This is a genomic window from Pseudalkalibacillus sp. A8, assembly GCF_045920555.1.
Taxonomy (GTDB): Bacteria; Bacillota; Bacilli; order Bacillales; family Fictibacillaceae; genus Pseudalkalibacillus.
In genome coordinates this window covers 2,009,632-2,028,959 of the sequence record NZ_CP174509.1, presented here as the reverse complement: position 1 = coordinate 2,028,959, position 19,328 = coordinate 2,009,632, and the positions used below count along the sequence as shown (strand labels likewise).

The window sequence follows — 19,328 nt, the reverse complement described above, 5'->3', positions numbered from 1 at the left end:
GACCATCTTGTTAAACCTTCCCTAAAACACTGTTCCCTTGTTTATTTTTTCTAAACCTAAACTATAATAAAACTTAGATTGCTTCTCAGAAATTTGCTTGTAGATGATAATGGAGTGAGTATTCTTGAAAAAGTCATTAGCCTTGTTTAGTATTTTCATAATCCTTTTAACGGCGTGTTCCGAAGATATCATTACAAGCGACAATGCTTCAGATAACGCTATCCCAGTGAAAACAGAAAGCGTGGAGAAAACCACTTTCAAAAAGACGATTGAGCTTGTCGGAAAAACGGTTCCATCTCAGCAGGCCCCCGTAACCTCTTCCATTCCTTCTCCTGTAAAGGAAGTACATATAAAAGAAGGAGAAACAGTAAAGTCTGGAGATCTGCTTTTTTCATTGGAAGACCAACAACTTCGACAACAGCTCGAACAAGCTCAATCAGCCGTGACAACCTTAGAACAATCCAGGAATCAACTGAATACAGCAATTGAACAACAAAGAGCAACCCAGTCTCGTGTAAATACTGTCATTGATGAAACGATCGACCAATTGGAAGAAATTCCATTACCTGAGCAAGCAGAAACAAATGATATTACAGCAACCATCACAGAAACGCTTGAACAACTAAAAGGACTGACTTCTTCAGGTTCATCTCTAACCTCCTCCACTCTCCCGCTCATCAATGGCCAGCTTGAGCAAGCAAGAAGAGGTGTGAAAGAAGCAGAACGCGCATTACAGGCAACTAAAATAACATCACCGATCGATGGGACGATCGATCAAGTGAATGCACAAGTCGGAGTACCTGCAGTACCTTCTACTCCTCTAGCAGTCGTTTCTAGCAAACTGGACTTGAAAGCAGTGTTCAGTGTAAACAAGTTTCAAGTACTAGAACTGTCCGAAGGTATGCCTGTAAAATTAAGTTTCGATGAAGTTGGTGAAACGATCAACGGAACCATCGAGACAGTATCATCTGAGCCGAACTCTGAAACAAATACGTATACAGTTTCGGTCGAGTTGCCTGAAAACCAAGAAAACATCAAAGCGGAAACCATAGCAACCGCAATGATCGATACAGAGATTAAAGAAAATGCCCTGACGATTCCTAATCAAGCAATCCTTTATGATCAGAACAAACCATACGTATTTGTGGTACAAGATGATCGTGCTATCAAGCGAAAGATCGAGATTGAAGCTGAAGGCAAACATACGAGCCATGTCACAAAAGGATTAGCTGACGATGACGTTGTAGTCACTGATGGAAAATATCAATTGATAAACCGTTCGAAAATCAGTCTTAAAAAGTGAGTGGACCTGATGAAAATTACTGAACTTTCCGTGTTTCGACCGATCGCCATGGGAATGGTCATTTTATTTATGCTTATCATCGGGGCAGTAAGTGTCCGAAATACCCCGGTCGATTTATTCCCTGATCTTACATTCCCCGTTGCCGCCGTCACAGTTACATATGAAGGGGCAAGTCCTGAGGAAGTAGAAAAACTCCTTTCACAACCAATTGAAAATATAATGGGGACCATTCCTAATGTAGAAAGTGTTTCATCTGTTTCAAGAACAGGCGGGGCACTTATTATTGTGTCCTATGATTGGGGTACAGATATGGATTTTGCTGCTTTAAAAATGCGGGAACAGCTGGACGCTGTTCGTGAGCAACTTCCAAACGACGTGCCACAGCCCAGGGTCTTACGCTTCAATCCTAATGACCTTCCCATCGTACGGTTAGGGATACAAGCACCTGAAGGTGACCTGGTCGCCGCTAAAAAGCTTGTTGAAAATGAAATCAAACCTGTGCTCGACTCCATAGATGGTGTCGCCTCAGTCACCATTGAAGGTGGTTCAGAGAAAGTTGTGAATGTTTCGGTGGACCCTGCAGCTTTAAATGATTTCGGCATCACCATCGACCAGCTCAGACAGATTTTAGCTGGAGAAAATGTTACGTTACCCAGTGGAGAAATCAGTGACAAAGGATTAAAATACCCGTTGCGTGTCGTAGGTGAATTCGATTCGATCACATCCTTGAAACAACTTCCGATTCCGACCAAAAGCGGAGTTGTTGCGCTCGAGCAGCTTGTAGAGATTGAAGAAACGACGGTAAATGCTGATCAGATAAGCTACCTGAACGGTGAACCTAGCATCGGTATTTCGATTCTTAAACAATCAGGAGAGAATACAGTTACTGTCGCCAATAGTGTTGAGAAGAAGTTAAATGAGCTTTCGCTGACTGAAGATGTAAAAGTGAAAATGATCTTCAACCAAGCGAAATTCATCAAGCAATCGATTAAAGCCGTTCTGATCAATATGATCATCGGTAGTTTGCTTGCTGCAGGTATCCTGTATCTATTCTTAAGAAATATACGCAGTACGTTGATCGTTGGGTTCTCCATACCGATTTCCGTGATGACTGCATTCATCTTTATGTATTTTTCCGGCCAAACGTTGAATCTTTTGACATTGGGTGGTTTAGCCCTCGGCGTTGGAATGATAGTCGATAATTCCATCGTCATTTTAGAGAGCATTTACAGGCTAAGGGAAAAAGGGGTTCCGTTAAAAGAAGCGGCCATCACCGGGACAAAAGAAGTTGGCGGTGCTGTCATAGCGTCCACGTTGACGACGGTGGTCGTCTTCCTGCCGATCATTTTTGTAGATGGGTTAGCCGCACAGCTTTTCAAACCTTTAGCGCTCAGTGTCACTTACGCGCTTGCTGCTTCCCTCATAACAGCTCTGATCATCGTACCTTTACTTTCATCAAACTTGATGACCCGAAAACATAAGACCGTTACCCAAAAAGGAAAGTTTTTGAATTTGCGGTATGTCTACTTTTTAAGAAAAGCACTTCGATACCCGAAAAGGGTGATTTTAGGAACACTTGTCCTGTTATTGATCTCTTTATCAGCGATACCTTTCATAGGAACAGAGTTTTTACCCGCACAAGATCAAAGTTATGTGAACATAGAAGTAGAATTACCTCCTGGAAGTGCGACGGATACAACCTATAGAACAACCGAAATCATTAATGAAAGATTGGATGATATTGAAGAAATCGATCTCTACTATGTCACAATTGGAGGCTCGAACGACTTCTCTATCCAAGCAGGATCCAATAGTAATACAGCGATGTACAGCATATTACTGAAGCCAATTTCGGATCGCGAGCAGTCAGATGTTCAAGTCGCAGAAGCAATCCGAACGAAAGTTGGTAAAATTGAAGATGCCGAGATTTCTGTTCAAGCAAGTGATTCAGGATTTTCTGAATCACCTGTGTCCTTGGAAGTGTCTGGTCCGGATCTAGGAACACTTGAAACCATTTCTGAAAATATAAAAGAAGAAATCAGTAAAGTAGATGGAATCCGTGAAATCGATTCCAATTATGAAATTGGTAATCCACAGCTTGAGATTCAGGTGGATCGTACGAAAGCATCTAGTTTCGGCCTGACCAGCGTTCAAGTGTCACAAGCAGTTGAAAATGCAACAAACGGAAGGGTTGCGACAGTATTCAATCGGAGCGGGGATCAGGTAGAGGTCCGCGTACAAGTCGATCCGGCTAAGCTTGAGAATGTTGAGGACCTTGAAAATTTACAAATCGAATCACCTACCGGTGAATTGGTGACTTTGAAATCCATTGCTGAAATCAAGCAAGGAACAGGTCCTAGTCAGATCAATCGGACAGACCGCTTACGGGAAATCCGTGTCACTGCTTCTATTCTGGATCGGGATTTAGGAAATGTCATTGATGATGTAAAAAAACAACTAAAAGAAAATGTGTCTTTGCCCTCCGGTTATGAAATTTCTTTCGGAGGCCAAAACCAACAAATGAAAGATGCATTCTTTAAGCTGACTGGTGCATTAGCACTTGCCATCGTCTTGATATATATGGTGATGGCCGGGCAATTTGAATCCTATTTCTACCCATTCATCATCATGTTTTCCATACCACTTACTGCAATTGGAATCCTTTTAGGCTTGTTAGTCACCAGGCAACCTTTCGGGGTCGGATCATTAGTCGGTATATTGATTCTGACTGGGATTATTGTGAACAACGCTATTGTCCTTGTAGACTATATCAACCAACTTAAACAGAGAGGACTCTCTACGCCGAGGGCGATTGTAAAAGCTGGTGAAGCTCGACTACGTCCGATCATGATGACAGCCTTGACCACGATTCTCGGGTTGATCCCGCTTATAATCGGTATTGGCGAAGGAACAGAAATCCAACAACCGATGGCAATCGTGATCGTATTCGGTCTCCTTTTCGGAACGGTGATCAGTTTAATTTTCATTCCAGTCATCTATAACCAATTTGACAGGATAAAAGAAAAAAGAAGATTAAAGAAAGCTGAATCAGAGGATATGCCAAAAATATAGACCAATAGATAAGGGGCTTAGTCATAAGTGTTGAACACTCATGACTAAGCCCCCTGTTGTCAGTGATAAACCTTTGTGTAGATACTAAGCTGTGTGTCTTTTTGACTGAGCTGGACCTTTTGTCGGCTTTGGTGTCCAGCCAGGCAGCTTATTTTTAAGAAGATCTTTGATCCATTCACGTTTCTTCTTATTTTTTGTACGGCGTTTCATGTATCTCACCGTCCTTTCATTCACTCACTCTTCAAATGTGAGTACATCATCTACATCCTGATAGGCTTTCCCGTATAACTCTACATCCTTATACGTATGAATTTTTTCATACATTTTTTTCATGCTTTCATAAACCATTTCTTCTGATTCATTTTCAGGAGCCCAGAAAAGAATTTCCATTTCATTAATTTCATTTGTCGCGAGTGAACGCCGTCTGTAACCGATCGACTTCGCATGGACAAATCCTTCACGTTTATAAAAGCGTTGTCTTTTTTCTGTATCTGTATCCTCATAGTCAACAGGTTCTACTTCCAAGATGATCGGTTTGCCCTTTTTCTTCAGCTTTTCTAAGATTTTGTGGCCGATCCCTTGTCCCCGTGCGGCTCCAGATACATAAATATAATCGATGAAAATAAAATCTTCGAACTCGGCATACATAAGAACGTGATGTTTTCCTTCATCCTTATGATATACATCGCCTTTCTCTTTCAATAAGAGCTCCATGTGCTTCTTTGACTTCATTTCTTCAACAGGAAAATATTCATTCAGTTTTTCATACCAATTCATTGATCTACCCTTTCCATTTTGATTCTTCACTTCCATTATAACATAACCTCCATTTGGCTCTAAATTAGATTTTGATTATTGAAAAAAATCATCGGAACAGCACATTCAATGATCAAGAGATTGTTTGTATCTACTGAATACGATTTAAGCTATAATAAAGATAGGCATTAGGCTCATTCTGGGGGTATTTTTAGTGGGAAATTGGTTATAAACCGTTTATTATTTCCCCTCTTCCAAAGCCTTCAAACTTCTTTTACAATTGTAGTATAAGGAAATAATGGATGTTACATACAAGGGAGGTAAAGCAGATGCAGTTTTTTATTGATCTCACTTTACTTGGTTTATTTGTCATTGGGCTGACTGCTTTCATGGGAATCATCACACATGGTGCTGCGTCAAAACTATTCGGGAGAGGAAAAGCGAAGTTTTTCTTAAATAAAAGCAAAGATACCCAAACAGGTTGGCGAAAGGTTCAAAGGAGAACCTGAAACAAGAAAAGACCCAATAGGATAATTTCCTTTTGGGTCTTTGTTTTTATGGTGTATAGTCAACATTCGGAGTGTAGGAGTTGCCTGCATCCCAAAGCAGGAACTCATCGATTCCATTTTCATTGAGTGCTCGGATCTGTGCTTCCACTTCAGCTTTGCCATAGTTCATGTAATTCCCTCTCCCTAAATAAGATGCGGTAAAATCTTGAATCCATGGTCTTGAAATTGGCGGATTTTCTAGTTCACCCAACTTCTTGTTTTCCATCTTCGCATATTCCGTAACTAAGCGATATGGCTCCAAATCTGGCTTCGCGATGCCAAAATAGGAAGTCCAGTGACTTGGATAGATCATAGAAGAAATGACATCCACATGGCTTGAGATTTTGGTGAAGTTCTGGCCGATTCCTGGTGCTTCAGGTAATGTAGCGGTATAGCCGAAAATATCTACAGAAACTTTTACACCATATGGTTCAAGTTTCTTTTTGGCATACTCGACAAATTCTGTTACGGCGGTTACCCGCTTTTGGACTTCGTCAATATCAAGGTCAGCAAAATCTCCCTGGCTGTATGTCAATGTCTTATCTCGTTTTTCAAAGCCCTCTGGGAAACGGACATAATCGAATTGTATCTCCTGGAATCCCAACTTCGCTGCTCCAATCGCCACTTGAACATTGTAATCCCATACTTCTTTCCTGAACGGATTCACAAATGCTTCTCCACGGCCATTTTTCCAAACAGTACCCCCATCCTTAAACGACAATTCCGGTTTCTGTTTTGCAAGAACGGAATCCTTGAACACGACTACACGCGCAATCGGATAAATTTGATGCTCTTCTAGTGTCTCCAACATTTTTCTTGGGTCTTTTATAAACGGTTGACCAGCAGAGCGTAATGGCGAATCCTCTTCAGGTATGTATGTGATATACCCATTATCATCCTTAATATCGATTACCATTGCATTCAATTCAGTATCATCCAGCATGGAGACCAGTTTCTCGAATCTGCCTCCCCCAGCTGAATGCCCCGTAACATAAATTCCTCTTACTGCATCTGGATATTGGAACTTCAAGCCTGAATCGTAAACGAACCTCGGCAGTTGATCCGGAAGTTCCCTTTTCATTACATGTGTCTCAATTTCCTTGTGAAACGCTACTTGATAATCCTGTGTTTCGTCTGCCATCTCCCAAGATGGAAACGACAAAAGAAAAACCGACATGAATACCTTCAGCATCCCCATTGTTTTGTTCCTCCCCCTTGTATCTCTTTACAAATACTATTATAGGAAACCAATCATTTCATGAAAAGTAACTTTCGACATAAATTTCATCATTTTCCCAACTAATTTCCCATGTGTACAGATTTTTCGAACGAGAAAGCCCATAATGGTCTTTAGACCGCCTTTAGGGATAGGATGCAAGTGAGTGGACTGCGAACGCTTAGCCATTCAAGAATCCCAATGCCGTTAGTCAGCTTGCGGCTTAAGCCCTTGGGAGTGTCAATAAGACTAATTAAGGATATACCATATATAAGAAAAATGATTGAACATTTTTTCACTTGAATTCGAGGTTGGGACATGCTATATTTGAGAGCAATATATTAAAAAAGGAGGAATTTCCATGCATAAACCGTCGTTACTTGAAATATTCGAGCATCCTAAAACCCAAAAATATTTACAACGTTCTGGAGTTGTGCATGCCATTGCCTCCAGTTATCATTCCTATAAGCTGTCCGCACAATATGGTGTGGATCCTATACTAGCCTGTAAGGCAGCCCTTCTACATGATATCGGTCATTACACGTGGTATAGAGATGGTAAGTGGGATTATGAACAGTATAAAGCAAATGATATTCACGCTATAAAAGGTGCAGAAAGAGCACACAAGCTACTCGTTGAACTTGGAGAGGACCGGGAAAATGCAAAAGCGATTTCATTAGCCATTCTCTTGCATACTGATTCGTATTTACCTGGAGGGCAGTTAGAACTAAATCCATTGCAGAAAGTCGTCAGGTTAGCTGATGAGGCTGATGAAGAACCAGGAGGTCTCCATCACTATCGGGAAATTTCTTATGACAAAGCGGTGGCGTTGATTAATAAACTGGACTCTTTGCTGCTTAAAGGAAAAGGACTGTCTTCTCCACTACAACAAACAAGCTGAACAATCAATCAAGAATGCATTCGATCAAATGACCATTAGACTCCAATCGCATGCATCCCAGTTCATCTCTCAGCTGGGTGAGTTCAGTCCTTTCATACATACCATCTATATTAAGGACTACACTTGGTAAACCTAAATACTTCGCTCTTTTCACAGCAAAGCCTATTAACTTCTTTTGAAACCTTTCAGAGTATGATTGTTCTGCAATATACAAACACGTAACTTCAAGCCGATCTCCTTCACTGAGCGTCAACCATAAAAAACCTGTCTCCACATCGTCATTTGAAAATATAAATGCTTCTTCGTTTTCTTTCATATCGATATGTTGATTGATCAAATAATTTGATAAAGAATCTGGGAGTTTTCCACTCTCATGTATGAATTTCAGGATTTCACGATCTGTTTCAGGATCAAACTGATAATAAATCACCGCTTATCCTCCTCGTTCATATATACGAAGTCTCATTATGTATTATACGCTGCTTACCGGATTTCCTTCATCTTAATCTCTTTTACTTTGTAATCTCCGCATCTCACTTTCATAGAACCCGGAAATACCTTGGATGATTCTGCTACTTTGTTCCCAAACGAAAAAAAGGCACTGAGGAAAAGGAGTCGACATGTTTTACAGTAAGACTCTTTTCACTACAGTGCCTTTAACGGTTAATACTTTATTATCCCGATCGAATTTTCACTGGCATATGTACCAATGACGCTTCCTAATTTGATACATCGGATTTTTTTAAAAGTGTCCAAGGAGAATTGTTCTTTAAACGTCTCGATGACAACCTGTTTTGAGGTAAAGCTGTGTACAATTAATAATTCTTCGTGATCTTCTCTCGATTCATGGATCATTTCGGCCAATTTTTTGATCCCTTTCTTTTTTCCACGGAAATTCTCCAGTGTCTCTACTGCACCCTCTTTTATTTTAAGAAGCGGTTTGATGTTCAAAAAGTTAGCGACTTTACCCTGTAATGCTGAAATTCGGCCGCCCTTTCTCAAGTTTTCCAACGTTTCGAGTAAGATAATACCCGTCACGTCTTTCTTGCGTTCTTCAACATCTCGAAACACTTCCTCGACCGTATGACCTTTCTGAATAAGTTGATCTGCAAATTCCAGCAAATAAATGACTCCTGCTGAAACTGTTTCAGTATCAACTAAATAAAGTCTATTTTGCTCTTCTTCATTAAACATTTCTCTGGCTACATTAGCACTTTGAAACGTGCCGCTTAAATTGCTCGCAATCCCTAGATAAATGACTGAATATCCTTCTGTAAGCAAACCTTTAAATGTGTCGAAAAATTTTTGGGGTGCTGGCTGGCTCGTTTTTGGGAGCACTTTTGAATGACGCATTTTTTCATAGAATTCTTCATGGGTAATGGTTGTGCCATCCAGGTAAGTGTCTTCGCCTTTAAAATTAACATTCAACGGAACCACTCTTATAGGAGTAATTATTTCAATGGTTTCTTCTTGTCCTAAATAATCACTCGCACTATCGACTACTAAAGCAATCTTCATACTCTGTCCTCATTTCCTGTCTTACTACGCATAGTTTCTCACTCTATCGTATTGCGTTTTCAAGCAAATTACAACTATTTTAGGTTGAAAATAAAAGGTAAGATGCTATACAGCTAAAAAACAAAAACGACCTCCTTTTACAGAGATCGTTCTCATTACTAGCTTAATTTTCTTTTAATTCCTCATCATAAAGGTGACATGCTACATAGTGGCCTTCTCGTGCTTCCTGCCACTTCGGTACCACTTTCGCACATACATCCATCGCATGAGGACATCTTGTGCGGAATCGGCATCCGCTTGGTGGTGATACAGGAGATGGTACATCACCTTCAAGAATGATACGTTCACGGCTCCGTTCAAGTTCCGGATCTGGAACAGGAATCGCCGATAAAAGTGCTTGCGTGTAAGGATGCAATGGCTCATTGTAAAGCGTATCACTTTCGGTAAGCTCTACAAGATTACCAAGGTACATTACCCCAACGCGATCACTGATATGCTTGACCATCGACAGGTCATGAGCTATGAACAAATATGTCAAACCGCGCTCACGCTGCAGCTTTTGCATAAGGTTTACTACCTGAGCTTGAATAGATACATCCAATGCTGAGATAGGCTCATCGGCAATGATGAAATCAGGATCTACTGCAAGTGCGCGTGCAATCCCGATACGTTGACGCTGTCCACCACTAAACTCGTGGGGATAACGATTAGCATGCTCTTTATTCAAACCAACTGTTTCAAGAAGTTCATGAACACGTTGCAATCTTTCTTCTTTCGTCTTTGCTAGACCGTGGATATCAATACCTTCAGCAATGATATCTTTTACAGTCATTCTCGGGTTCAATGATGCATATGGATCCTGAAAGATCATCTGCATCTTACGGTTGAACTCTTTCAACTTCGCTTTATTTTTCTTACCATGGACATCTTCTCCGTTAAACGTAACAGATCCATCTGTTGCACCGTATAAACGGATGATTGTTCTTCCGGTTGTGGATTTACCGCATCCGGATTCACCCACAAGACCTAACGTCTCACCTTTATATATATCGAATGAAACATCGTCGACTGCCTTTAACATTTGGCCTTTGCCCATGTTGAAGTATTTCTTAAGGTTTTTCACTTCTACTAATTTCTCTCTAGTTGCCATTATCTTGCACCTCCAACAGAGGCCTCAACTGGCTTCTCAACTTTAGGTGCTCTTTCATCAAGTAACCAGCATGCCGCTTTATGCGTACCTGAAACTTCAGTATGATCTGGCATGTTATCCACACAGACCTTCATCGCATGTGGACAGCGTGCTGCGAAAGGACAACCTTTCGGTGGATCACTCAAGTCAGGCGGAGATCCTGGGATCGCGATAAGCTCGCTTCCTGAAGCACCAAGTTTCGGCATTGAAGCCAACAATCCCCATGTATATGGGTGTTTTGGTTTATAGAAAATTTCATCGACCGTTCCAGTCTCAACAATTTGTCCACCATACATGACTGCTACACGTTGTGCCGCATTCGCAACAACACCTAAATCATGTGTGATCAGGATGATTGCTGTTCCCGTTTTGTCTTGTAGATCACGCATCAAATCAAGGATTTGAGCTTGGATTGTTACATCAAGCGCAGTTGTAGGCTCATCCGCAATCAAAATCTTAGGATTACAAGCAAGTGCAATCGCGATGACTACACGTTGTCTCATACCACCGGAAAATTGGTGGGGATATTGCTTCATTCGTGCTTCTGCATTTGGAATTCCAACTAATTTCAATAGTTCAAGAGCACGTGTTGTCGCTTGTGATTTCGACATCTTTTGATGGATGCGAAGGCCTTCCATGATTTGTTTCCCGACAGTCATTGTGGGATTCAATGAAGTCATTGGATCCTGGAAAATCATTGAGATTTCAGATCCTCTGATCCTTTGCATTTGACGTTCCGAGTATTGTGCTAGATCCTTGCCTTGGAAGAGAATTTGTCCTTCTTTTATTCTACCAGGCGGGTTAGGGATCAATCGCATAATACTTTTGGAAGTAACGGATTTACCTGAACCTGATTCACCAACAATCGCCAGGGTTTCTCCTTTTTTAAGCTTTATATCAACACCACGTACGGCTTGGACTTCACCCGCAAAAGTGTCGAATGATACGTGTAAGTTCTTGACTTCTAAAATGTGTTCCATCCTCTTCACCCACCTTCTACTATTCTCTCATTTTCGGATCGAGCGCATCTCGTAAACCATCAGCCACTACGTTGAATGCAATCATGACCAAACTAATGATGATTGATGGATAAATCATCATATGAGGGAAAATCTGCATATTACGATATCCTTCTTCAATCAAAGTTCCTAAGGATGCCAAGGGCGGTTGTAAGCCTAGTCCGATAAAGCTCAAGAATGCCTCGAAGAATATTGCAGATGGAATCGTAAACATCGTATTGATGATGATTACGCCCATAACGTTCGGAATCAAGTGCTTCGAAATGATCTTGTTATCTGAAGAACCAAGCGTTCTTGAAGCTAATACGAATTCTTGACCTTTCAGCTTAAGGATCTGACCACGGACAATCCGCGACATTCCTATCCATCCGGTTATCGTCAAGGCGACAGTTATCGATATGATCCCTGGGTCTAATACGAGGATCATCAAAATAACAACAACCAAGTTAGGAATACCGACTAAAATTTCCACAATACGCTGAAGTACGTTATCGACACGTCCTCCGTAATATGCTGAGATACCACCGTAGATAACCCCAATTACCATATCAATCGCTGCAGCTAATAAAGCGATATATAAAGAGATACGAGTCCCTTGCCATACACGAGTCCAAAGGTCACGACCCAGTCCATCTGTACCGAACCAGAAATACGTCCCTTCTTCCAAACCTTTCATCTCATACATGTCGTTACCCATATCATCCGTACCATCCATGATACCGAGTTTTTCGATTCCTGGTACTTTCGCTGGAAGATTAGCACGTGTCAATTGTTGATCATCAAATCCATAATCATTCATCATCGGTCCAAAAATGGCAAGAACTGTTAATGCAAGTAAAATGATACAACCAACGATTGCCGATTTATTTTTACGCAACCTCATCCACGCATCTTGCCAGAAGCTCAGACTTGGACCAGCAATTTTTTCACTTTTGTCACTGCTGATATGAGCAGGTTGGAAAAGCTCATCATTCACATAGTTTTCACGTTTGCTCATCAATCTTTCCCCCCTGCTAGACGGATTCGTGGATCGATGACTCCGTAAAGGATATCGACGATCAGAATCACCAAAATCAAGAAGAATGAGAAGAACAGCGTCGTACCCATGATGACTGGATAGTCATTTGTTTGGATTGAACGTACAAACTGTTCTCCAAGACCAGGTACAGAGAAAATTCGTTCCACAACTAGAGTACCGGTCATAAGACTTACTGCAAGTGGTCCTAAAATCGTAATTAAAGGAATCATTGCATTTCGGATACCATGCTTGAATACAACAGCAAAACCACTTACACCCTTTGCTCTTGCAGTCGTGATATAATCCTGATTCATGACCTCAAGCATTTCAGTTCTCGTGAAACGTGCTGCGACTGCTACTACGAATACAGCCAATGCAATCGTCGGCAGGACCGAATATTCCCACCCTTCCCAGAATGCGACCGGGAACCATTGCAATTTAACTCCAACATAATACTGTAGCAATGCTGCAAATACGAAACTAGGAATCGATTTACCTATAACTGCGATAAACGTAGCGCTATAATCCCAAATAGAGTTATAACGTATAGCAGAAACAATTCCGAGTAAAATCCCAAAAATCGTTCCGAATAAAACAGATTGGATACCTAATTGAGCAGATGGACCAATCCGATCCATGATCAATCCTGTTACATTCCGACCATCAAATTGAAATGAAACACCTAGATCTCCAGTAGCTACATTAGCCATATATTTTACATATTGAACAGGGACGGGGTCATTAAGTCCATATTTTTCTAGTATTATCGCTTCTTGCTCAGCCGTTAATTTTGCCGCGTTACTTAAAGGGGTACCCGGCATGATCTTCATCAAGAAGAAAGTGGCTGATGCAATGAGGAACAGGGTGATTAACATATAGATGACACGCTTTATAATATACCCTTTCATCCTCTTCCACCTCCATGTATGCCTATTTGTCTATTGAAGAAGTCCATCAAGTAGTTTTGTTATTTTCTGAAAACTATCCGTTAACAGGGAAAAAGAGAGTATACGTCATTCAGGCGACATATACTCTCCTGATACTCTCCCATTACTGACTAAACTTTAAAGTTGAACTTACTTTTCGATGTAAGCCCACTTATAGCTGTAGTCAGGCCCAAATGAGTTTTGGTAAACGTTCTTCACGTATGGCTTCCAAAGCTGAGCACGAGCACGTTGATAAAGTGGTGCAAGTACTGCTTCTTCTTCAATCAAGATCTTTTCAGCTTCTAGCATTGCTTCAAAACGCTTCGCAGGATCTGAAGTCAATGTAGTCTTAGCGTCTTTAACAAGCTTGTCATACTTTTCATTAGAGAATCCAGTCTTGTTATGTCCGCCGTCAGTAACCCACATGTCAATGAATGTCATAGCATCAGCATAGTCAGGTCCCCAACCAGCATTTTGCAGATCATAATTCATGTTTTCATCAAGTTCTAGACGTTGTTGGAAAGGAACACCTTTCAACTCGATTTTCAAACCAGGAAGGTTCGTTTCAAGTTGGTTCTTGAGGTATTCATCCATTTTCTTAGCTACTTCAGAATCTCCACCAAGGATTTCTAAAGTGATTTCTTCTTTACCTAACTCTTCTAAACCTTTTTCCCAATATTCTTGTGCTTTTTCAACATCGTTAGAGATCAAATCTCCATTGATTTCACGGAAGTCTTCACCAGTCTCAGGGTGAGTGACGAATCCTTTTGGAACGAAGTAGTTAGCTGCAAGAGATCCGTTGTTCAAGATAACGTTGACAAGGTCTTCCTTGTTGATTGCTGCTTGAATCGCTTTACGGATATTTACATTCGCAAGATCTTCACGTTCTTGGTTCATCTTAAGGTAGAACATTACAGGCTCTTCGAATGTTTTGTATTCTTCATTTTCTTTATACTTGTTAACGTACTCAGAAGATAGACCTACGCGATCGATCTTTCCAGTTTCATAAAGGTTAACTCCAGTAGAAGTTTCCTTTACAACTTTAACGTTGATTTCATCTAATTTTACAGTTTCAGCATCCCAGTAATCAGGATTCTTCTTAAGTACCCATCCTTCTTCATGTTTCCAATCAGTAAGGGTGAATGGTCCGTTGTAGATAAGGTTCTCATCTTCAAGTGCGTATTGATCGCCTTGTTCTTCAACGAATTCTTGGTTTTGCGGCAAGAATGTTGCAAACGTAGTCAAGCTAATGAAATATGGTACTGGTTGCTCTAGCTCAACCTTTAACGTTTTTTCATCTACTGCTTCAACGCCAAGCTCCTCTGGATCCATGTCGCCAGCCATGATAGCGTTAGCGTTCTTAAGGTCTCCAAGGATGAAGTTATATTGAGATCCAGTGTCAGGATTTACAGCTTTTCTCCAAGCATATACGAAATCGTCTGCCGTTACTGAAGTTCCGTTTGACCATTGTGCGTCACGAAGGTGGAATGTGTAAGTCTTCTCATCGTCGCTTAATTCATGGCTTTCAGCCATACCTTCGACAGGCTCCATGTTTTCTCCAAGACGGTAAAGACCTTCCATAGTCTCAGCCATAACTTGGAACGCTACTGCGTCAGTTCCCATTACAGAGTCCATAGTCGGGATCTCTGCAGATTCAAGTATGTTCAATACTTGAGGTACATCAGTATTTCCGCCATCCTTTCCATCTTCGCCGCCGTTACCGCTGGAAGAACCGCCTTCGTTTCCTCCACCGCCGCTACAAGCAGCTAAGAACATGCTCAACACTAGAGTAAGTGTTAAAAGCAATGACCATTTTGACTTTCTCATGTCTTAATGACCTCCCCTAAATATTGGTGAAATTATGAAAACGTATTCCTCATAAAATGTCAGATTTTTTAAGGAATTCCGTTCACATTTTGTATTATACAAGTTTTCACAAAATTTTGCATGCACTTTTTTAATATATTTTACAAAAACCCTTTGTTCATTACGGTTTCATAACAATATTTAGGACTATTTGACTAATTTAATATTTGGTATTTTTGGGTATTGGGTGCTTAAAAATTGAAAATATTGTATAGAAAACACATATAAGTATTGATTTTAAAGGGTTTAGCGGTTTAAAGGGTGAATGTTTTATTCAATTGTCAATTATTATCAAATATTCTGACATATTACATCGAGTTTACCTATGTAAAGATATTGCTTCTATAATCTCCTATCGTGTATCATCGATATGAGGTGACAGGATGCAATTGATTAAGCGATCATCATATCTTTTAGCAATTTTACTGATTATTGGATTTGGTTTCACGTATTTTTACTACGAAAATTTTACAGTTGTTACATTCATAAACTCCACTTTCTTAGTTTCAATGCTCTACATCATGATCGGCGGACTTATGTTTGTTACAAGAGGCGGATTCTTCGATGCTTTTACCCATAGCTTCAGAAGATTTATGAAGAAAGGTACGAAGATGGGAGAAATGATGGATGATGTCGAGAATATGCAATTACCTTCAGAAGCCTTCGAGTATTCTTATTCGGAACCACTGTTGATTACTGGACTGATCGGGTTCTTGTCAACAGTGTTGATTTCCTTCAATATTTGAAGTTGCAATTAGATTACGAATTGGATATACTATCGATAATTCAATCGATCATCATTAACCATTGCGATGAGGAAGAAAAGTACACTTATTTCCCCTTTCAAGAGAGTCTGTGGCTGGTGTGAACAGATAAGGGCATAAGTGGAATGGGCTTCTGAGCATTCAAACTGAAACACCTGTTGTTGTGGATTAGGCTTTGACGAAGGTCCTGACGTTATCCTGGACACTCTGTAAAAAAGCTTTTGCTTGAACGCAGAGGATTGAGAGATTCTGTATGAATAAACTGGGTGGCAACGCGGTGCAATCGTCCCATAATGGACGGTTGTGTCGCGTTTTTTATTTTGGTTATTTTATTAAAGGAGTGATGTTCATGGCAACTATATTTTCAGGTGTACAGCCGTCTGGGTTTCCTACACTAGGTAATTACCTCGGAGCGCTGAAGCACTTTGTAACCTACCAAGAGGAGCACGATTGTTATTTCTGTGTAGTGAACCAGCACGCGATCACAGTACCGCAAGATAAGCTGGAGTTAAGAGATAATACTAGGAAATTAGCTGCTTTGTATCTTGCGATTGGTATTGATCCAAAGAAGTCGACGATTTTCATCCAATCTGAGGTTCCTGCTCACACGAAGATGGGTTGGATCATGCAGTGTATCTCTTATATCGGCGAACTTGAAAGAATGACCCAATTCAAGGATAAAGCACAAAATCGTGTAGCTGTATCTTCTGGACTGCTCACCTATCCTCCATTAATGGCAGCAGACATTCTGTTGTACGGGACGAATATCGTGCCTGTTGGGGATGATCAAAAACAGCATCTTGAATTGACGAGGGATTTGGCTGAGAGATTCAATAAACAGTATAATGACATCTTCACAATCCCTGACGTCCATATCCCGAAAGTTGGGGCACGCATCATGGATCTCGGAGAACCAACGAAAAAGATGAGTAAGTCTGCCGAAAACTCCAACGGATATATTTCAATGCTCGATGATGAGAAAACAATCCTTAAAAAAATCAAGCGAGCGACTACTGATTCTGAGGCAAAGGTAAAATACGACAAAGAAAATAAACCAGGGGTAGCCAACCTGCTCACCATCTATTCACTTTGTTCTGGAAAATCGATTGAAGAATTAGAAGCAGAGTATGAAGGGAAAGGATATGGCGACTTTAAAGAAGGTGTTGCCGATGCGGTGATTTCCCAACTCAAACCGATTCAAGAGCGATATTACGAACTATTGGCGTCTGAAGAACTCGATGCCATCCTTGATAAAGGGGCTGAAAAAGCTGGATCCGTAGCGAACAAAATGCTCGCTAAAGCTGAAAGAGCAATGGGATTGGAACGTAAAAAGAGAAAGAAGTAAAATGTAAAGGGGCTGTCCCAAAAGTCTACACAATAGACTTTTGTGGGCAGCCCCTCTTATGTATACAAAAAAATCGCCTGATTCGTTATAATGTAAGCGACCAAACCCACAATTAAACAAAATCGGAGGCGATTCTTTTGAGTAACTCTTCAGCTACTTTTATTGATTATAACATGGGACAATTGGTTCTACCAATGGATCACAGTGATTTAATTCCTGAAGATCATGTGGTACGAGTTATCAATTCTATGGTTAATCAGGTAAACGATGGCCTTTTCTTTTCTCACTTTCCAGGAGGCGGGCGCAGTTCCTATCATCCCAAAATGATGACAAAAGTGATCCTCTATGCCTATACGCAAAAGATCTATTCCTGCCGTGAAATCGCGAAGTCTCTTCGAGAACATCTTCCGATGATGTGGTTAGCCGGCCAACAAACACCAGATTTTCGAACAATCAACCGTTTCCGTTCGGAACGGATGAAAGAAATGATCGAACCTCTATTTACAGAACTCATCAAGCTCTTATTAGATCGAAAATACATATCAATGGAAAATTACTTTTTGGATGGGACGAAGCTGGAAGCGAACGCGAATAAGTACACGTTTGTATGGAAAAAAGCAACGGATCGATACGAAGAAAAGCTTCAACAGAACATTCATTAAACCTTCCAAGACATTGAAGACGCCATCCGTTTAGATGAAAAGATCCTCTCAGAGGAGGAAGAATCGGTTCAACGTGTGACTTCCGAACAGTTAGAAAAAGTCGTGCAACACGTGAAAAAGCAGGTCATCCAAGCCGAAACCGAAGCTGATGAGGATAAAGATAAGGAAAAGAAAAAAGAGAAGAAATCCGTCCTCCGAGCCAAACGTAAAGTACATAAAAAGCTGAAGGAAGATTTTCTCCCGCGCCTTCAGAAGTATGAGACCCAACAAGCGACCTTTGGCGATCGAAACAGCTATTCGAAAACGGACACCGATGCCACGTTTATACGAATGAAAGAAGATCACATGAAGAATGGTCAATTGAAACCTGGATATAACGTGCAAGCTGGGACCGAAAATCAATTTATCGTGGGATACTGTCCCAAAAGCCCTTTTAAATGAGAAAAAGCCACGGAGAAAATGAAAATTCTCTGTGGCTTTTTTCCTTTTTGCTTGTTGCAAGACAAGTTTCATGAATGGAAACACGAACACTTCCAGCTATATGATGAAGATGGAAACGAATTAAACGAAGATTTGGAAATCGAAATCGACCAAACTCTACATGACTTTATAGAAATACATCTCATGAGATCTTCCAACAAAATTTTAGAAATGGGGGTGAATATATGCCGACAATCACGCTACGCTTAGAGCTACATAAACCGACTCTTGCCAAACAACAGATGTATAAACGAATGGCAGAGACAAATACAGGATCCATTAAGTGTGATTTCCTGTTTATCCAAAACGCTCACCCCCTTGTTTTTTGTTGTTCAACATAACGCTTAATGGTTGCACTCGATACATTTCCTGCGGTCGATACAAAATAGGAACGTGTCCAAAGACTCGGCAGATGTTGAAGATGAGGAAATTCCTCTCTTAACTTTCTAGAAGTCACTCCTTTGATTTTTGCCATAATATCAGCAGGACTAAGTGTTGGTAGTGTGTTTAGGAACATGTGGGTATGGTCTTTGTCGCACTCTAAAGCAACAATGACAATTTCTAATTCTTCACATATTTCCTGTACTAACTGTTTAAATCGTTCCTCTACATCAGTACGGAGAAATATTTTCCTTCTGTATCGAGGACAAAAAACGAAATGATAGTTGATTAATGATACGGTTTTGTTTGTTCTTCTGTATTCGTTCATATTCACAATGTATCAGTTTTGTTTATAAACTACAAC

General features: G+C 40.6%; 20 protein-coding genes and 1 other annotated feature. Of the genes, 9 read left to right on the top strand and 11 right to left on the bottom strand.

What is annotated here, in order from left to right; all coding sequences use genetic code 11:
- Window positions 1–124: 124 nt before the first annotated feature.
- Complete coding sequence (locus ACJROX_RS10560; protein ID WP_408010720.1) at window positions 125–1,303, top strand: efflux RND transporter periplasmic adaptor subunit; 1,179 nt, start codon at window positions 125–127, stop codon at window positions 1,301–1,303.
- Window positions 1,304–1,312: 9 nt separating this feature from the next.
- Window positions 1,313–4,375: an efflux RND transporter permease subunit gene (locus ACJROX_RS10555; RefSeq protein ID WP_408010719.1), complete on the top strand. Its 3,063-nt coding sequence runs from the start codon at window positions 1,313–1,315 to the stop codon at window positions 4,373–4,375.
- An 84-nt stretch (window positions 4,376–4,459) separates the two neighbouring features.
- Here the strand turns inward: ACJROX_RS10555 and ACJROX_RS10550 are convergent, their stop codons facing one another.
- Window positions 4,460–4,585, bottom strand: a complete 126-nt coding sequence (locus ACJROX_RS10550) for a hypothetical protein (RefSeq protein ID WP_408010718.1) — start codon at window positions 4,583–4,585, stop codon at window positions 4,460–4,462.
- 24 nt (window positions 4,586–4,609) lie between these two features.
- Window positions 4,610–5,152, bottom strand: coding sequence for a GNAT family N-acetyltransferase (locus ACJROX_RS10545; protein WP_408010717.1), 543 nt, complete (start codon window positions 5,150–5,152; stop codon window positions 4,610–4,612).
- Window positions 5,153–5,460: 308 nt separating this feature from the next.
- On the opposite strand from ACJROX_RS10545, the gene ACJROX_RS10540 reads away from it, so the two are divergent.
- A complete protein-coding gene (locus ACJROX_RS10540) occupies window positions 5,461–5,640 on the top strand; it encodes a hypothetical protein (protein WP_408010716.1) in 180 nt (59 codons plus the stop codon).
- Between the two features lie 46 nt (window positions 5,641–5,686).
- Here the strand turns inward: ACJROX_RS10540 and ACJROX_RS10535 are convergent, their stop codons facing one another.
- Window positions 5,687–6,877, bottom strand: coding sequence for a putative glycoside hydrolase (locus ACJROX_RS10535; protein ID WP_408010715.1), 1,191 nt, complete (start codon window positions 6,875–6,877; stop codon window positions 5,687–5,689).
- Window positions 6,878–7,256: 379 nt separating this feature from the next.
- Between ACJROX_RS10535 and ACJROX_RS10530 the strand changes: the two genes are divergently transcribed.
- Complete coding sequence (locus tag ACJROX_RS10530; protein ID WP_408010714.1) at window positions 7,257–7,796, top strand: HD domain-containing protein; 540 nt, start codon at window positions 7,257–7,259, stop codon at window positions 7,794–7,796.
- Window positions 7,797–7,800: 4 nt separating this feature from the next.
- Here ACJROX_RS10530 and ACJROX_RS10525 read toward each other — a convergent pair whose 3' ends face one another.
- The 7 genes from ACJROX_RS10525 to ACJROX_RS10495 form a co-directional block, all read right to left on the bottom strand.
- Entirely contained in the window at window positions 7,801–8,226 is a 426-nt protein-coding gene (locus tag ACJROX_RS10525) for a hypothetical protein (protein ID WP_408010713.1), read from the bottom strand.
- A gap of 233 nt (window positions 8,227–8,459) precedes the next feature.
- Window positions 8,460–9,314 carry a DegV family protein gene (locus tag ACJROX_RS10520; protein ID WP_408010712.1) on the bottom strand — a complete coding sequence of 285 codons (855 nt, stop codon included), beginning with the start codon at window positions 9,312–9,314 and terminating at the stop codon, window positions 8,460–8,462.
- Between the two features lie 163 nt (window positions 9,315–9,477).
- Window positions 9,478–10,464, bottom strand: coding sequence for an ABC transporter ATP-binding protein (locus ACJROX_RS10515; protein WP_408010711.1), 987 nt, complete (start codon window positions 10,462–10,464; stop codon window positions 9,478–9,480).
- A complete protein-coding gene (locus ACJROX_RS10510) occupies window positions 10,464–11,483 on the bottom strand; it encodes an ABC transporter ATP-binding protein (RefSeq protein WP_408010710.1) in 1,020 nt (339 codons plus the stop codon). The genes ACJROX_RS10515 and ACJROX_RS10510 overlap by 1 nt, the downstream gene beginning before the upstream one ends.
- Window positions 11,484–11,502: 19 nt before the next feature.
- On the bottom strand, window positions 11,503–12,519 hold the full coding sequence (gene opp3C / locus ACJROX_RS10505) for an oligopeptide ABC transporter permease (RefSeq protein ID WP_408010709.1): 1,017 nt from the start codon (window positions 12,517–12,519) through the stop codon (window positions 11,503–11,505).
- Window positions 12,519–13,448, bottom strand: a complete 930-nt coding sequence (gene opp3b, locus ACJROX_RS10500; RefSeq protein ID WP_408010708.1) for an oligopeptide ABC transporter permease — start codon at window positions 13,446–13,448, stop codon at window positions 12,519–12,521. The genes opp3C and opp3b overlap by 1 nt, the downstream gene beginning before the upstream one ends.
- 168 nt (window positions 13,449–13,616) lie before the next feature.
- Complete coding sequence (locus tag ACJROX_RS10495) at window positions 13,617–15,293, bottom strand: peptide ABC transporter substrate-binding protein (protein ID WP_408010707.1); 1,677 nt, start codon at window positions 15,291–15,293, stop codon at window positions 13,617–13,619.
- Between the two features lie 422 nt (window positions 15,294–15,715).
- Between ACJROX_RS10495 and ACJROX_RS10490 the strand changes: the two genes are divergently transcribed.
- From ACJROX_RS10490 to ACJROX_RS10470, 5 genes are all read left to right on the top strand, one after another.
- Entirely contained in the window at window positions 15,716–16,078 is a 363-nt protein-coding gene (locus tag ACJROX_RS10490; RefSeq protein WP_408010706.1) for a DUF3899 domain-containing protein, read from the top strand.
- Window positions 16,079–16,135: 57 nt separating this feature from the next.
- Window positions 16,136–16,390, top strand: a binding site (T-box leader).
- Between the two features lie 55 nt (window positions 16,391–16,445).
- Complete coding sequence (gene trpS, locus ACJROX_RS10485; protein ID WP_408010705.1) at window positions 16,446–17,441, top strand: tryptophan--tRNA ligase; 996 nt, start codon at window positions 16,446–16,448, stop codon at window positions 17,439–17,441.
- Between the two features lie 137 nt (window positions 17,442–17,578).
- A complete protein-coding gene (locus ACJROX_RS10480; protein ID WP_408010704.1) occupies window positions 17,579–18,103 on the top strand; it encodes a transposase in 525 nt (174 codons plus the stop codon).
- A gap of 75 nt (window positions 18,104–18,178) precedes the next feature.
- Entirely contained in the window at window positions 18,179–18,544 is a 366-nt protein-coding gene (locus ACJROX_RS10475; RefSeq protein WP_408010703.1) for a hypothetical protein, read from the top strand.
- 54 nt (window positions 18,545–18,598) lie between these two features.
- Entirely contained in the window at window positions 18,599–18,793 is a 195-nt protein-coding gene (locus ACJROX_RS10470; protein ID WP_408011849.1) for a hypothetical protein, read from the top strand.
- Between the two features lie 100 nt (window positions 18,794–18,893).
- Here the strand turns inward: ACJROX_RS10470 and tnpA are convergent, their stop codons facing one another.
- Complete coding sequence (tnpA, locus tag ACJROX_RS10465; protein ID WP_408006922.1) at window positions 18,894–19,292, bottom strand: IS200/IS605 family transposase; 399 nt, start codon at window positions 19,290–19,292, stop codon at window positions 18,894–18,896.
- Window positions 19,293–19,328: the final 36 nt, after the last annotated feature.

Bases quoted from the DNA above. Each gene is read 5' to 3' on its own strand.
- ACJROX_RS10555 (WP_408010719.1), top strand. From the start codon at position 1,313: ATGAAAATTACTGAACTTTCCGTGTTTCGACCGATCGCCATGGGAATG.
- ACJROX_RS10550 (WP_408010718.1), bottom strand. From the start codon at position 4,585: ATGAAACGCCGTACAAAAAATAAGAAGAAACGTGAATGGATCAAAGAT.
- ACJROX_RS10545 (WP_408010717.1), bottom strand. From the start codon at position 5,152: ATGAATTGGTATGAAAAACTGAATGAATATTTTCCTGTTGAAGAAATG.
- ACJROX_RS10540 (WP_408010716.1), top strand. From the start codon at position 5,461: ATGCAGTTTTTTATTGATCTCACTTTACTTGGTTTATTTGTCATTGGG.
- ACJROX_RS10535 (WP_408010715.1), bottom strand. From the start codon at position 6,877: ATGGGGATGCTGAAGGTATTCATGTCGGTTTTTCTTTTGTCGTTTCCA.
- ACJROX_RS10530 (WP_408010714.1), top strand. From the start codon at position 7,257: ATGCATAAACCGTCGTTACTTGAAATATTCGAGCATCCTAAAACCCAA.
- ACJROX_RS10520 (WP_408010712.1), bottom strand. From the start codon at position 9,314: ATGAAGATTGCTTTAGTAGTCGATAGTGCGAGTGATTATTTAGGACAA.
- ACJROX_RS10515 (WP_408010711.1), bottom strand. From the start codon at position 10,464: ATGGCAACTAGAGAGAAATTAGTAGAAGTGAAAAACCTTAAGAAATAC.
- ACJROX_RS10510 (WP_408010710.1), bottom strand. From the start codon at position 11,483: ATGGAACACATTTTAGAAGTCAAGAACTTACACGTATCATTCGACACT.
- opp3C (WP_408010709.1), bottom strand. From the start codon at position 12,519: ATGAGCAAACGTGAAAACTATGTGAATGATGAGCTTTTCCAACCTGCT.
- opp3b (WP_408010708.1), bottom strand. From the start codon at position 13,448: ATGAAAGGGTATATTATAAAGCGTGTCATCTATATGTTAATCACCCTG.
- ACJROX_RS10495 (WP_408010707.1), bottom strand. From the start codon at position 15,293: ATGAGAAAGTCAAAATGGTCATTGCTTTTAACACTTACTCTAGTGTTG.
- ACJROX_RS10490 (WP_408010706.1), top strand. From the start codon at position 15,716: ATGCAATTGATTAAGCGATCATCATATCTTTTAGCAATTTTACTGATT.
- trpS (WP_408010705.1), top strand. From the start codon at position 16,446: ATGGCAACTATATTTTCAGGTGTACAGCCGTCTGGGTTTCCTACACTA.
- tnpA (WP_408006922.1), bottom strand. From the start codon at position 19,292: ATGAACGAATACAGAAGAACAAACAAAACCGTATCATTAATCAACTAT.